Annotated in this window: 10 protein-coding genes; 4 read left to right on the top strand and 6 right to left on the bottom strand. The window is 40.9% G+C overall.

Annotated elements, in window-relative coordinates; genetic code table 11:
• The first annotated feature begins 131 nt into the window (after positions 1 to 131).
• Positions 132 to 1,052 (top strand): homoserine kinase, encoded by a 921-nt coding sequence (gene thrB / locus H3V11_RS10635; protein WP_198224911.1) that lies wholly within the window; start codon positions 132 to 134, stop codon positions 1,050 to 1,052.
• Between the two features lie 27 nt (positions 1,053 to 1,079).
• On the opposite strand, the gene H3V11_RS10630 is transcribed toward thrB, so the two are convergent.
• Positions 1,080 to 1,832 carry an SDR family oxidoreductase gene (locus H3V11_RS10630; protein ID WP_198224909.1) on the bottom strand — a complete coding sequence of 251 codons (753 nt, stop codon included), beginning with the start codon at positions 1,830 to 1,832 and terminating at the stop codon, positions 1,080 to 1,082.
• An 88-nt stretch (positions 1,833 to 1,920) separates the two neighbouring features.
• Between H3V11_RS10630 and H3V11_RS10625 the strand changes: the two genes are divergently transcribed.
• A complete protein-coding gene (locus tag H3V11_RS10625; protein ID WP_084547589.1) occupies positions 1,921 to 2,262 on the top strand; it encodes a helix-turn-helix domain-containing protein in 342 nt (113 codons plus the stop codon).
• Between the two features lie 362 nt (positions 2,263 to 2,624).
• On the opposite strand, the gene H3V11_RS10620 is transcribed toward H3V11_RS10625, so the two are convergent.
• On the bottom strand, positions 2,625 to 5,282 hold the full coding sequence (locus H3V11_RS10620) for an autotransporter outer membrane beta-barrel domain-containing protein (RefSeq protein ID WP_198224907.1): 2,658 nt from the start codon (positions 5,280 to 5,282) through the stop codon (positions 2,625 to 2,627).
• Positions 5,283 to 6,103: 821 nt separating this feature from the next.
• Here H3V11_RS10620 and H3V11_RS10615 point away from each other — a divergent pair.
• Positions 6,104 to 8,482 carry a glucose/quinate/shikimate family membrane-bound PQQ-dependent dehydrogenase gene (locus tag H3V11_RS10615; protein WP_198224905.1) on the top strand — a complete coding sequence of 793 codons (2,379 nt, stop codon included), beginning with the start codon at positions 6,104 to 6,106 and terminating at the stop codon, positions 8,480 to 8,482.
• Positions 8,483 to 8,591: 109 nt separating this feature from the next.
• Here the strand turns inward: H3V11_RS10615 and leuS are convergent, their stop codons facing one another.
• From leuS to H3V11_RS10595, 4 genes are all read right to left on the bottom strand, one after another.
• Complete coding sequence (gene leuS / locus H3V11_RS10610) at positions 8,592 to 11,231, bottom strand: leucine--tRNA ligase (protein ID WP_198224974.1); 2,640 nt, start codon at positions 11,229 to 11,231, stop codon at positions 8,592 to 8,594.
• 345 nt (positions 11,232 to 11,576) lie between these two features.
• Positions 11,577 to 13,334 carry a phosphoenolpyruvate--protein phosphotransferase gene (gene ptsP / locus H3V11_RS10605; RefSeq protein ID WP_084550395.1) on the bottom strand — a complete coding sequence of 586 codons (1,758 nt, stop codon included), beginning with the start codon at positions 13,332 to 13,334 and terminating at the stop codon, positions 11,577 to 11,579.
• Entirely contained in the window at positions 13,334 to 13,603 is a 270-nt protein-coding gene (locus H3V11_RS10600; RefSeq protein WP_037391766.1) for an HPr family phosphocarrier protein, read from the bottom strand. The genes ptsP and H3V11_RS10600 overlap by 1 nt, the downstream gene beginning before the upstream one ends.
• Position 13,604: 1 nt before the next feature.
• Complete coding sequence (locus H3V11_RS10595) at positions 13,605 to 14,009, bottom strand: PTS sugar transporter subunit IIA (RefSeq protein WP_084550455.1); 405 nt, start codon at positions 14,007 to 14,009, stop codon at positions 13,605 to 13,607.
• Between the two features lie 406 nt (positions 14,010 to 14,415).
• On the opposite strand from H3V11_RS10595, the gene H3V11_RS10590 reads away from it, so the two are divergent.
• A complete protein-coding gene (locus H3V11_RS10590; RefSeq protein WP_198224903.1) occupies positions 14,416 to 14,715 on the top strand; it encodes a TrmH family RNA methyltransferase in 300 nt (99 codons plus the stop codon).
• Positions 14,716 to 14,853: the final 138 nt, after the last annotated feature.

Here is a 14,853-nt window from a genome sequence, read left to right as displayed (position 1 = left end):
CTACCGTTCATAAGCAATCATTCTAATAAATACTTGACATCAGCCCTTTATTGCCATCATGCTTGCAATTTGTTTAAACATCCTGTCTCAGGTTTAAACTTTTCGTTTAATTCTGTTTATTGGTTACATTTATGTCGGTTTACACCAGCGTTAGCGACGATGAAATGCGCAGCTTTCTGCGTGATTATCACTTAGGTCGGTTTATTGGTTTACAAGGTATCGCTCAGGGCGTTACTAACAGCAATTATTTTGTAACCACCACACAAGGGCGCTATGTACTGACTGTTTTTGAAGCCATGACACAGGATGAGCTGCCCTTCTTTTTAGATTTAACCCGGCATCTGAGTGCTCACGGCGTAGCCTGTCCTGCTCCTATTGCCCGAACTGACGGTCGTCTGGACAGCACTCTGGCTGGCAAACCAGCCTGTCTGGTAACCTGCCTGACCGGCAGCGATACCAGCAGCCCATCCGTACAGCAATGTTTCAATACCGGAGCGATGCTGGCTAAAATGCATCTGGCCGGTAGCGAATTCACGCAGAAAATGCACAATCCGCGTTACACTGGCTGGTGGCATGAGGCCAGCAGCCGTTTATTACCCTTTCTGGATCCGGAAGATCAGCAGTTATTACAAGCAGAAATTGCTTTCTTTGATGCACATGAATGTACAAATCTGCCTGCGGGTATCATCCATGCCGATTTATTCCGCGATAATGTTTTGCTGGATGGTGAACAGGTAGCCGGATTTATTGATTTCTATTATGCATGTAACGGTAATTTCATGTATGACCTTGCCATCGCCGTTAACGACTGGGCACGTCGTGCAGACAATCATATCGACCAAAATCTGCAACAAGCATTTATACACGGCTATGAAAGCATACGCCCGCTGACTTCCGCTGAACAAGATTACTTTCCGATTGCACAGCGAGCTGCATGTATTCGTTTCTGGGTTTCCCGCCTGCTTGATTACCATTTTCCGCAGGCAGGAGAAATTACCTTTATTAAAGATCCGAACGTCTTTAGAGATTTACTACTTAATTTACGTAAATAACATCATTATTTTTATCAAAAAATAAAATTAGATATTACCTACCCCGCCATCTACCAGTATTTCCGCACCGAGCATAAAAGAGGATTCATCCGATGCCAGAAAAACAGCGGCTTTAGCCAGCTCTATCGGTTTGCCCAAACGTCCTAACGGTACCAATGCCTTAATTTCCTGCTGTAAATGTTTGACAGCATCCGCGTCAGTGGTATTTAAATTCATATGCGCCGGCGTGTCTGTCGGGCCGGGGACTAAACAGTTGAAGCGAATATTTCTGGATAACAGCTCTCCCGACAGTGTTTTGGCTAATGAACAGAGAGCAGCTTTACTGGACGCATAAATACTGCTTTGCGGTAAACCGATTTTGGTACTTACCGTACCGCACAAAATAACCGAACAGGGATCAGCCAGCAAAGGTAACAGCGCCTGTATCAGAAAAAACGGCCCTTTGAAATTAGTATTCATTACCCTGTCAAAAGTATTTTCATTCCAATCAGTTACCGGCAGATGAGTGACATCGGCCGCATTAATATATACAGCATCTAATCTGGGCCACATTTTGGTTAACTGTGCAGCCAGAAGCTTTTGTTCTTCAACATCAGAAGTATCACTTTGCAATATTATTACATCTGTACCTAATTCCTGCTTCGCTGCCAGTAATCTGTCTTTATTTCTGCCAGTTATGGCTACTGTCGCACCTTCGGCAATAAATTCTCTGGCAGTTGCCAGCCCTATTCCACTACTTCCGCCTGTAATCAGTGTATATTTACCTGTTAGCCTATTCATATATTCCCTTTCAAAAATAAAATTCAGTATAATTTAACTGGTTTACTTATGAAAGTAGGTACCAAATAGATACTAATGGAAAATAGTTATGCACACTGAAAAAAATACCCCTGATATTTATCATTGTCCTATGGTTAAATTTGTTAATTTAATTTCAGGAAAATGGGCTATTCCTATCCTGTATCGCCTGATTATTACTGATCAACCCATTCGTTTTGGCGAATTAAGGCGAGCCATCGCACCAATTACTCAGAAAGAATTAACAAAACAGCTAAAGCTGTTTGAGCAAAAAGGATTAATTACCAGAAAGCTCTACCCCGAAGTACCGCCTAAAGTTGAATACCAGATAACAGCGCTGGGAAAAACTTTAAAACCGGCTTTGGTTTCCATCGCAAACTGGATGGAGCAGCATGAAAAAGATTTACTCTGAATACTATTCACCTATTCAGGCAGACTGTAACTTAAACAGCAACAGCTATCTGGCAATAGCTGATAAGTATCAATCAAAGAAAAAGCAATTATGCATTTTAAATAAATAAATTGTTTATACTCAACCATTGATATTAATACTAAGCGCATCCATTTAAAATGCATAACTGCATAGTCTCTGACTAGTTCATAATTACATTCAATAAATTAATATTAATAGCCATATTTCCTATATACATTGACCAATAATCAACTAAACACCAAAATGGTGGTACCAGAATTATCCGGCACCACCATGATTAAACCTACTTTTAAACATCAGTCTTCGCTAAATTTTAGCTTTAGTCAGTAATAACATTCTGGTTAAAAGTTGTAACGATATCCCGCATTAATCTGCTTCTGATTAAATTTGTTTCCTGCAGAATAAACCATATCACCATAAATATGATGCTTCCCATTCAGCCGCACATTAATTCCTATACCGTTATCCCACCAGTTACCACCAAAATCATACTTTTCTTTTGCAACACGATTAAAGGTATAAGATGTTTTTCCATCAAACTCTCTCAGGTAACCCGTTTTAAAATATACATCCACCGGGTTTTTACCACTCTGAATAGTATAACCTAAAATAAGACTGGCACGCCCTATTAATGAATTATAACTGGCCAGTCTTGTACTTAATCCATTGGTCGCATTTATGGTGGCTCCATCCTGATGTGAATAAGTAAGCTGAGCCTGTGGTTCTAAATACCAACCCTCATCCGCGTTTCCTGCACCGGATAAATGAATACGTTTGCCTACTTCTGCTCCTATGGAAAAACCATTGGTATTGCCATCTCCTTTAACATGATAGCCTCCTGCGGTCATACTATTGAACTTGTTGGTCATATGCATATACTTGACTAAACCATCAAGATAAAAACCATTCTGGCTTTGTAACGTACCATAGAATCCCAGTGAATAGTTTTTGGTACTGCCGTCACCAACATTGTGATCAACTTCACCCCGGCTTAGTCCGCCCATTACACCATAATAAAGATTCACTTTATCATAATTCAGTTTGCGGTCTAAACCTAACTGTAATCCATAATAATCCATGTCAAAACCAGACAACCGATTATCATTAAATGAGCTTAATTTACCGGTATATATTCTGCCCCATACTTTACCGCTGGCTGTATCATCGGTACGGATTTGTCCCATACGCTGCAATAAAGTTTGTGTTTCAACATAACTCATTAAATAATTTGAATTAAGAATATTGGCCGCATTTTTTGCTGTATTAGTTAAATTTGGTTTGGAACCTGGCTTTGTGTCAGAGCCACCTGATGTTCCATCACTATTACCGGTGTTGCCTGAGCCACTGCCACCATTATCGTTGCTGCCTGAGCCGGCCCCACCTTGACCGATGTCGTTTGAGCCGCCAGCAGGGCCAGATGCAGACAATATCCAGTCTGAACCGTCAGGATTAGAATTGCCAAATTCGTCTAAATTATTAAATTCATAGCCACCAATATCTACTGCTGAGGACGATAAACTAAATTTAGCATCACCACCATTGGTTTCAACCAGTTTAATTTTTTCATTTCCGGTGACTGCAGCTGCGCCTGTACCTTGATCATTGATGATAATTCGATGATTACCTGTTGCCTGTTTTGCACCGGTAATTTTCAGCATATCACTATTTAACTTCGTGCCAATTGCAGTTCGCATTTCAAACACGCCATTACCAGCCAGCGAACCTGTTGTTAATGTCATTGCATTTGTACCGTCAAGCTTCTGCGCGGTGTTAGATGTATTATTATAGTCATAACCAAAGCTGACTTTGGCATCATCACTAAGTTTCAGAGAGTTAATATTTGAGCTGCTTGTCATTTTCCACTGGCTATGGCTACCGGAAAGGCCAAGATTAATCTCACCTGCACCACCATCATTGTCTAAAGAGCTTAATAACATTGATCCGTCAGTCAGAGTTAAATTGACTACTCCTTTATCCCGAAGATCTTTATTTTCACTTGAAAAAATATCTCCAATAATTTCTGATTTACCATTAATCGTCACTTTACCAGCAGTTGCTTCTATAGCCTTAAAGTCTTTAGGATCCTGAACAACGATACGGTTACCATTTGAACCATCATTAATCTCTAATTTGCCTTTGTGCTGATCCATTAAAATTGCGGTACCACCCTTAATGGTGAGGTTAAGTCCTTTATTAAATTTCATAACATCACCTCTATCTATACCATCAGAATCTTCCACTAAAGGCGATATTTGTTCAATAGCAATACCAGCACCATAATACGTGTACTCCTTGTTGCCGGATTTGATTGTACCTGGCTTAGTTGTTATATCAATGTTTACTTTATCATTAAAAGTTAATTCATTACCTGCGATATTTGGGCTCTGTGCTTTCTGCGAAGCAATGCCTATACTTGCCGTCCCTTCAATCTTTATGTTTACCTCATCATTAAACGTACCTGTTGTTCGTTTAGTTCTGGAAGAATTATAAGCAGATATACCTATGTTATAGTCTCCGTCTGGGCTATATTCTTGGCCTTTTATGGTTACTTTCCCGTAAAACTCACCGTTTCCTTCACTGGACAGATACATACCACGACCACTTGTAATATCTATGTCAAGGCCACTATTTGAAACCAAGTTAGATCTACTTGATAAATAAATACCATTAAAACTATTATAGTAGTTATTAGATTTCCGACCTTTAACCTTAAATAAACCGCCACTAATAGTTGTATTTTTGTCGGAAGCTGCGGCAAGCCCCATTCCGCTACTACTATTTTGATCAATATCAATATGTGGAGCAGTTTCGTTTGTTGTATTTATATCTACATTATCTTTAATGTTAATTCCGGTTGTTTTGTAGTTCCCGATATTATTATCATCAATAAATGTATCTGCATTTACTGATACCGGAAGTAGTGCCAGGGTTCCTAGTGAAAGTTTAAATACTAATGTATGTATAATTGAATTTAATTTTTTCTGCTTAAAGTTATTCATTTTCATGCCTGAATCAATGTTTTCAAATTGATGTTTATTAAATAAGTTAACAATATTTGCGTATATTAAATGCTATTAAATTTGATGTATTTTAACATTTATAATCATTTTTTAATATTTGTATATTATGCAATATTTATTAAAAAAAATATATATAGAATTATTCAGTTATTTCAAATATATATTAAATCATCTTATGCAAATAGTTTTCATTAATTATTACATTGATACTAATAAATATACATTAGATGCACATTTATTATCCTAAGGATAAAATTTTTATTTACTATATTTAAAATCTACAGCAGATTAAACGCTAAACTTATTTAATTATTATTAGCCCCGTAAATTTATCTTTTTTAACTCAAGATTATTATTTGAATAGATAAATCTGCAAATTACCTGGATTTGATTTAATCACGAGATATTATTCAGACCAGGAAATTTTAAATATTTAGTTTAACCTACACCGTTGTGGCGTTAATTCCGGTACTAGCATGCATACTTTTCAAAAAGCCGATTAATTTTTGACTATTCATAGTATTTTCTATTTAGTACACAAACTATTATATATAATAATTTTATATCATGATTTTCCTTATATTTATTTCCAATAATACACATAAGGTAAAAAATGGCAGTGCCATACTGATAAAAAGTAAGCTGTGCTTGCGCTTTTAAATGCTTGCCCTGTTTAACCAGATTCTAAATATTATAGTAAATTTTCTATTCATTAATATATATAAATTTTCATATTATATATTGTTTATTATAATAATTTTAGCAATAGTTTTTTATAAAAACAGGTTAACAGAAGTATTATGAAAATATTTACATCATTTTCCCTCGCCAGAATAATGACTTTGATAGTACTTTGGCTAACTGTTATCTATCTGCTTATAGGAGGTATATGGTTGATATGGCTGGGCGGTTCAGCATTTTATGCCATTATTGCCCTAATTCTATGTTTGTTTACAACTCTATACCATTATCAGCGCAGTAGCTGTCTGTGGCTATATGCAATTACTCTATTTATCACACTAATCTGGGGTTTATGGGAGTCCGGCACCGATTTCTGGGCATTGGCACCACGTTTTGACCTGCTATTTCTGTTTGGATTATGGCTTTTAACTCCGTGGCCAACACGGCAGTTATCAGCTTCACGAAGTGGAAAATTAATTATTACATTAGCATTAATTGCGATACTAGGTGTGATGTTCTACAGCATCAGTCATGATCCGCAGCAAATTAATGGCACCATTACTCGCCTCCAGCCGGCACCAGCGGCAGACGATAATGGTGTAGCAGCAGAAGACTGGCCAGCGTATGGTCGTACTCAGGGCGGAACACGTTATTCACCATTAACTCAAATCAATACCGCTAATGTTAAACAGCTTAAAGTAGCCTGGACTTACCGTACCGGTGATTTCAAAACTGCTAATGATTCAGCAGAAACCACTAATGAACTAACACCGATCAAAATCGGCAATAAACTCTTTATCTGTACACCACACCAGTTTCTGGATGCTCTGGATGCCACTACCGGCAAACGTTTATGGCGTTTTGACCCTGAATTGCGCAGCAACAGAACTTTTCAGCATCTGACTTGTCGTGGTGTCAGCTATTATGATGCTACGACAGCACATAGTTCTGAGACCACCGCATCCGCTATTTGTCCGCAAAAAGTTTTATTACCGGTTAATGATGGCCGTTTAATTGCCGTCAATGCACAGACTGGTCAGAAATGTCCGGATTTCGGTCATAACGGTGAAATTAATCTGCAAGCCAAAATGCCTTATGCTTTTTTGGGAGGATATAATCCGACCTCACCGCCTGTTGTAACACCTAGTACGATTATTATCGGTGGTTCAGTAACGGATAACCTCTCAACTAAAGAACCTTCCGGGGTAATTCGTGGTTATGATGTCAATAACGGCCAATTAAAATGGGTATTTGATACTGGTGCGGAAAACCCGAATGCGATGCCGGGTGAAAAGACCAATTTCGTGCATAATTCACCCAATGCATGGGCACCTCTGGCCTACGACCAGCGGCGTAATATTGTATATATACCCACCGGAGTGAGCACACCGGACATCTGGGGCGGTCACCGTGATAAGTTAAAAGAACGTTATGCCAACTCTCTTGTGGCACTGAATGCCTCAACCGGTAAACTGCTATGGCATTTTCAGACTACTCACCATGATCTTTGGGATATGGACGTACCGGCTCAGCCTTCACTGATGGACATTACAATACCATCCGGTAAACGGATTGCTGCTATTTATGTTCTGACCAAAACCGGTAATATTTTTGTCCTCAACCGTGAAACCGGCCAACCCATTGTGCCAGTTACTGAACAATCGGTACCACAGACTCTGAAACATGGTAAACCGACACAGGGTGAACATTATGCAGCTACTCAGCCTTTCTCAGCTTTAAGTCTGATGCCGAAAGACAAACTGACTGATAAAGATATGTGGGGAGCAACCATGTTTGACCAGCTTCTGTGCCGCATCCAGTTTAAACGCTTAAATTATAATGGCATTTATACACCACCTTCTGAAAATGGCACACTGGTATTTCCTGGTAATCTGGGGGTATTTGAATGGGGTGGTATATCTGTCAATCAGGATCGGCAAATTGCTCTGATGAACCCAATCGGACTGCCCTTCGTTTCCCGCCTGATTCCGGCTAATCCCGACAGGGCTCAGCAAAAACAGGGTGCCGGTACTGAGAATGGTATCCAGCCGATGTATGGCGCTCCTTATGGGGTAGAAATTAGCCCTTTTCTTTCACCAATAGGTTTACCTTGTAAACAACCGGCATGGGGATTTGTAGCTGGTGTTGATTTGCAGACTAACCAAGTAGTGTGGAAAAAGCGTATTGGCACTATTCGTGACAGTCTGCCGAAATTATTTGAATTACCACCATTGAAAATTGGCGTTCCGGGTCTGGGTGGCTCAATATCCACAGCGGGTAATATTATGTTTGTCAGTGCAACTCAGGACAACTATCTGCGTGCATACGATACCAGTAACGGAGATTTATTATGGCAGACACGTTTGCCGGCCGGAGGACAGGCTACACCAATGACGTATGCCGTTAATGGTAAACAATATGTAGTACAAATGGCCGGTGGTCATAGCTCATTCGGTACGAAGATGGGAGACTATCTGATCGCCTATACTCTACCCTGAATTATTTGCGGTACAGGCGCCAAATAATCTAGGCGTATTTCGCAGTAATTGATTTATGTAATAAAAAAAAGACATGTTAATAACATGTCTTTTTCATCGGATTATGCGATCAGATAACAATATTGACTAATCGTTTTGGCACAATAATAACTTTTTTCGGTGTTTTGCCATCCACAAATCGTTGTATGGCCGGATCAGCCAATGCTGCTGCCTGTACTTCATCATTACTACTATCGGCAGAAACTGTAATCTGTCCGCGCAGCTTACCATTTACCTGAACCATCAGGGTAATTTCATCCTGTACCAGTGCGGCTTCATCAACACATGGCCATGCAGCATCCCACAGCGTTTTTTGCGGAGACAACTCATTCCATAATGTTTCGCACACATGAGGCACAATCGGCCATAACAGACGCAATACGCACTCCAGCACTTCCTGTGCCACGGCTCGCCCGGCTTCTGTAGTGCAATCAGTCCGGTCATACTGATTCAGCAATTCCATAACCGCAGCAATTGCAGTATTAAATTGCTGCCGGCGACCATAATCATCGGTTACTTTGGCGACTGTGCTATGCAGTTTCAACCGCAGCGCTTTCAGGTCGGCAGACAAATTATCCTGACTACCGGTAAATGCGGTTACACCTGCACCCTGCTGTAAATAATCATATACAGTACGCCACAAACGGCGCAGAAAGCGATGCGCACCCTCTACCCCGGCATCTGACCACTCCAGTGATTGCTCAGGCGGTGCGGCAAACATCATAAACAATCGCGCAGTATCCGCACCATAGCGGTCAATCAGCTCTTGCGGATCCACACCATTATTCTTGGATTTAGACATTTTCTCAATGCCACCGATACATACCGGTTTACCATCTGCTTTCAGGGTTGCAGCCAGAGGCCGGCCTTTATCATCCCGCTGCAAATCCACATCTTGCGGTGCAATCCATTCTTTGCTGCCATTAGCACCTTCACGATAATACGTTTCACATACCACCATACCCTGAGTAAGTAAGCGGGCAAATGGCTCATCTACATTCAGCAGCCCCTCATCGCGCATTAACTTTGTAAAGAAACGGGCATAGAGCAGATGTAAAATAGCGTGTTCAATACCACCGATATACTGGTCTGCATTCATCCAGTAATTAGCAGCCTCTTTATCCACCATTGCGGTATTGCAATGTGGTGATGCATACCGTACCGCATACCAGCTCGATTCAACAAAAGTATCCATAGTGTCAGTTTCCCGACGAGCCGGTTTACCACAGCATGGACAGGTAGTTTCGTAAAATTCCGGCATTCTGGCTAACGGAGAACCGGCACCATCCGGTACCACATTTTCCGGTAATACAACTGGCAACTGTTCTTCCGGAACAGTGACATCACCACAATCATCACAATGGATAATCGGAATCGGGCAACCCCAGTAACGCTGCCGGGAAATACCCCAGTCACGCAGGCGATATTGTGTTTTCGGTGCACCGGCATTTTTAGCCTGTAAAATCTCACCAACACGCTCAAATGCCGCATAAAAATCCAGACCATCCAGTTCACCGCTGTTAACACACTGTGTCTGCTCTTTACTGCCATACCATTCCTGCCACGCGCTTACATTAAAAGTATCTGTATTCTGCGTAGAGGCAATTACTTGTTTTACTGGTAGCTGATATTTAGTGGCAAATTCAAAATCACGTTCATCATGCGCCGGAACAGCCATTACCGCACCATCACCATATCCCCACAGCACATAATTAGCCACCCAGACCGGCAGCACATCGCCATTAAGCGGATTGATGGCAAAGCGTCCGGTAGGCATACCTTTCTTCTCCATCGTGGCCATGTCTGCTTCAGCCACAGAACCGGCCTTGCACTCAGCAATAAACTGCTGTAACTGAGGGTTATCAGCAGCGGCAGCTGTCGCTAGCGGATGTTCTGCAGCAACAGCAACATAAGTTGCTCCCATCAGTGTATCAGGACGTGTGGTATATACCTGTACAAAATCTGCATACTCACCGGTTAATCCCGCTTTACTGTCTTCAGCTAGTGCAAACCGTACCTGCATCCCGCGTGACTTGCCAATCCAGTTGCGCTGCATAGTTTTTACCTGCTCCGGCCAATGTTCCAGTGTATCCAGACCATTGAGCAGCTCTTCAGCATAATCTGTAATCCTGAAGTAATACATCGGGATTTCACGTTTTTCTACAATGGCACCGGAACGCCAGCCACGACCGTCTACAACCTGCTCATTGGCCAGTACAGTCTGATCCACCGGATCCCAGTTTACTGTTCCGTTTTTCTTATAAATAATGCCCTTTTGGAATAAACGCACAAACAGCCACTGTTCCCAGCGATAATATTCCGGTGTACAGGTCGCAATTTCCCGCTCCCAGTCAATCGCAAAACCTAAACTCTGCAACTGCTTTTTCATATAAGCTATGTTGTCATAAGTCCATTGTGCCGGGGCTACCTGATGTTTCATTGCAGCATTTTCAGCAGGCAAACCAAATGCATCCCAGCCCATCGGCTGCATCACATTAAACCCATTAAGCAAGCGATAACGGCTCAGTACATCACCAATAGTGTAGTTACGCACATGTCCCATATGTAACTTACCCGAGGGGTAAGGAAACATCGACAAACAATAATATTTAGGTTTCGGACTAAAATCTTTAGCGTTAAATAAACGGTATTCCTGCCAGCGCGCTTGTGCAGCCGGCTCAATCTTTTCGGGACAATAATGTTCTTGCATCATGAATTATCAGTTTATTGTATAAAAATAGACCACTATTATAACAGTTTACTCAAGACACAAACTTGCAATTAATCATTCTGGCAATACAGTTATTGAGCTTAGTCCATCAATACTACAATAGCATATTAATTGCATAAAACATTTTTAATATTTATATAGCATATATAAAAATAAATAAAAAAAACCACCGATACCAAGGGAGGGAATATCGGTGGACAATTTGCGGGAAAACACTACTTACTCAATACTGATTGTCAGGCAAAAACAATACTGACAAATTTATTATAGGAACTTCATCATTAAACGCAGTTAAACTGTGCTAAGTCAGACAAAACAATTTATTTAATCCGCAGTTTCAGATAATTCATGTGAAGAATTTAATTTTTTCAATAATTTTAATGCTTTATCCGGATCATCATTACGTAATATTTTCTGTACTTCGGTTTCAAGCATCAGCAAATCACTTTGAATAATCTGATTTTTCACCGCCAGAATATTATTTGCATTCATCGAAAACCGGCGCAGCCCCATCGCCATCAATAACCGTGTATATTGAGCATCACCAGCCATTTCTCCGCACACGGATACTGGTTTATTCAAACGTGCAGCGGTACGAATAATATGCAGTAATAACTTCAGTACCGCAGGATGACCCGGCTGATATAAATAACTCACACTTTCATCATTACGGTCTGCCGCCAGCGTATACTGAATTAAATCATTAGTACCGACTGAAACGAAATCAATCATCTTCAAAATAGAATTAACTGTTAATGCAGCTGACGGAATCTCTATCATCGCCCCAACCTGAATATTTTCATCAAAGGTTTCAAAGCGATCATGTAACTGTTGTTTAGCGGTATTTAGATGAGTTAAACACTGCTGTATCTCTGTTACAGATGAAATCATTGGCCACATCATGCGCACGGGCCCCAAAACCGCAGCCCGCATAATTGCCCGCATCTGAGTACGGAACATCACAGGTTCAGCCAGACACAAACGGATACCGGTCAATCCCAAAGCCGGATTCATCGTATGACTGGGACCAAACCAGCGCGGATTTTTATCTACACCTAAATCAATTGTCCGTATGGTTAATGGTTTACCCTTCAGCTTTTTAACCACATCAGCGTATTCGGTATACAGTTCATCTTCTGTAGGCAGAGCATCACGGTTCAGATAAAAAAACTCACTGCGATATAATCCGATACCATCCATACCCAGACTATGCAGTGCTTTTATGTCATTAGCACTTTCAATATTACCCAACAACTCAATATTAATTCCATCTAATGTTGTTGCTGCCGTATTCTTAAGTTTATTTAACTGCCGTCTTAAGCTGCGAAATTCCCGCAAGCGTCGGCGATATTCCTTTAAAATAACATCATCAGGTGCAATAATAACTACACCCATTGTGCCATCTACAATAATCAGCTCATCTTCATTAATTAATTCCCGTGCATAGCCCAGTGCAATCACAGAGGGAATATCCAGGCTACGTCCCAGAATCGCGGTATGGCTAGTTGGTCCGCCGGCATCAGTAACAAATGCAGCAATACGGCTGTCTTTAAAAAAAACCGTATCTGCCGGCGATAAATCATGGGCAACAAGAATCGTATCTTCTTCAAAATCCTCCGCTTCAGTCACGACTTCTGTCGATAAACCAATCAGATTTTTAAAAATACGCTCAACTACTTGCAGCATATCCTGCTTACGTGCGCGTAAATAATTATCTTCAATTGCATCAAACTGATCTGAAAGTTTATCCGTTTGCAGTTTTAATGCCCATTCTGCATTAACACATTGTGCTTCAATAATATCTACAGGCTCTCTGGATAGACTTACATCACCTACCAGCATCAGGTGCAGAGAAATAAACGCTCCCAGTTCTGAAGGTGCATTCTGCGGAATATCTGTACGCAACTGCTCTAACTGACGGCGAGTTGTTTTGATTGCCTGCTCATAACGGGCAACTTCTGCGGGCACTTCTTCAATCGACAACTCCTGATGTGGCACATCGTCCATACCGCGCACCACCAGATGAGCACGACCGATAGCGACACCGGCCCCCACTGCAACACCATGCAGGACGATACTCATTATTCGTCTTCACCAAAATAATTATTAATCAGCTCAACCAGCGCTTGCATTGCCTGACTTTCATCAACACCGTCGGTTTCCAGCTCAATTACACTACCTTGAGCAGCAGCCAGCATCATTAGTCCCATAATGCTTTTACCGTTAACGCGGCGATCTTTCCGAGTTACCCATACTTCGCACTGAAACCGGCTGGCTACCTGAGTAAATTTATTCGATGCCCGTGCATGCAAACCAAGCTTGTTAATAATCTCAATTTCCTTTTTTACCATTTCAAAGCTCATCCTGATTAGAAATAGTCATAATGCCGGCAATAGCAGCAGCTTTAACTTCATCTGCAAATTTATGTACATCATCTACTTTAGTAAAATGTTGAAGTGCCTTAATCAGCATTGGAGCATTAAGACCAGTTAGCAGAATTACATTGTCACTTTGAATTAACCGGCGCACCAGATTACAGGGTGTGGCACCGAAAATATCAGTGAGAATCAATACACCGTGACCATAATCCAAAGAAGCCAGTTTTTCTACAACCTCAGCATGTATACTTTCAACTGAATCACTACTACGTACCCCGATTAAAGTAACATTATCAGGTACAGAACCAAAAATATGCCGGATTAATTGCATATTTGCCTGCCCTACTGTCTCGTGGGTAACAATCATCAAACCTATCATTGTATTACCTATTACCATTTGGGTATTAAGTGTACTGAATAAACCCATTCAATGAGAAATAATCGTACTGACTTTTACTACCCGACAAACAATTGGCTTAATATTTCTGCCTATAAATCTCCCAATCAAAACTTATCATACTAATCACATAACAGGAAGAGTCTGTCAGAAGAAAATACAGAATAAACAATATGCATATTACTGCTACAGGGCAGCACAATAATTATATAAGTGAAATAATATTTAAATCAGACCAGAATCTATTTCTGAACCGTTAAATAGTTATCGAATCGTTTATGGAGCGATCATCTATATAAACTGTAACCAAAAGTTTTTCATTTTTCCCAAACTATATTTCAACCACTAAAGTTTGTATCCAAAGCTATAGTACATAGTACTTATAGCAATGAAATTTAAAATGTTCATCGGGATAACCGAAACTCAGACTAATGCACAAGTCTATCTGATAGAAACCTACGGCACTCGCAACTACACTCAGTTCGACTACAGTGATCGCAATCAGCAAATCTACTTCCTCTTCGGTCGCGAAACCACCGGACTGCCACACGCATTCGCACAGGCTCGCTCCGAGCAATGTCTGCGAATCCCGCAGTCAGAACACATCCGCTCACTGAATCTGTCCAACGCCGCCGCCATCGTCCTCTATGAAGCACTGCGTCAGCAGTCCTTCCCCTCTCTGGCCTAGATACAGCAACAGCAGCCATTAGGCTGCTGCGGTATTGTTTTTCTTCTGTTGTACTTCTCAGTACTTAAAGTAAGAAACCCGGCTGACTAATCAACCGGGTTCTTCTATAGGGAGTCTGGCGGTGTCCTACTTTCACAT

The organism is Snodgrassella sp. W8158 (assembly GCF_016100435.1).
Lineage (GTDB): Bacteria > Pseudomonadota > Gammaproteobacteria > Burkholderiales > Neisseriaceae > Snodgrassella > Snodgrassella alvi.
The sequence above is the reverse complement of the archived record's forward strand: the minus strand, read 5'-3'. Positions and strand labels throughout refer to the sequence as shown.

Excerpts from the sequence above, each read along its gene's own strand:
- H3V11_RS10590 (WP_198224903.1), top strand. The coding sequence starts at position 14,416 with ATGAAATTTAAAATGTTCATCGGGATAACCGAAACTCAGACTAATGCA.
- H3V11_RS10620 (WP_198224907.1), bottom strand. The coding sequence starts at position 5,282 with ATGAATAACTTTAAGCAGAAAAAATTAAATTCAATTATACATACATTA.
- H3V11_RS10595 (WP_084550455.1), bottom strand. The coding sequence starts at position 14,009 with ATGATAGGTTTGATGATTGTTACCCACGAGACAGTAGGGCAGGCAAAT.
- ptsP (WP_084550395.1), bottom strand. The coding sequence starts at position 13,334 with ATGAGTATCGTCCTGCATGGTGTTGCAGTGGGGGCCGGTGTCGCTATC.
- H3V11_RS10630 (WP_198224909.1), bottom strand. The coding sequence starts at position 1,832 with ATGAATAGGCTAACAGGTAAATATACACTGATTACAGGCGGAAGTAGT.
- leuS (WP_198224974.1), bottom strand. The coding sequence starts at position 11,231 with ATGCAAGAACATTATTGTCCCGAAAAGATTGAGCCGGCTGCACAAGCG.
- H3V11_RS10625 (WP_084547589.1), top strand. The coding sequence starts at position 1,921 with ATGCACACTGAAAAAAATACCCCTGATATTTATCATTGTCCTATGGTT.
- thrB (WP_198224911.1), top strand. The coding sequence starts at position 132 with ATGTCGGTTTACACCAGCGTTAGCGACGATGAAATGCGCAGCTTTCTG.
- H3V11_RS10615 (WP_198224905.1), top strand. The coding sequence starts at position 6,104 with ATGAAAATATTTACATCATTTTCCCTCGCCAGAATAATGACTTTGATA.
- H3V11_RS10600 (WP_037391766.1), bottom strand. The coding sequence starts at position 13,603 with ATGGTAAAAAAGGAAATTGAGATTATTAACAAGCTTGGTTTGCATGCA.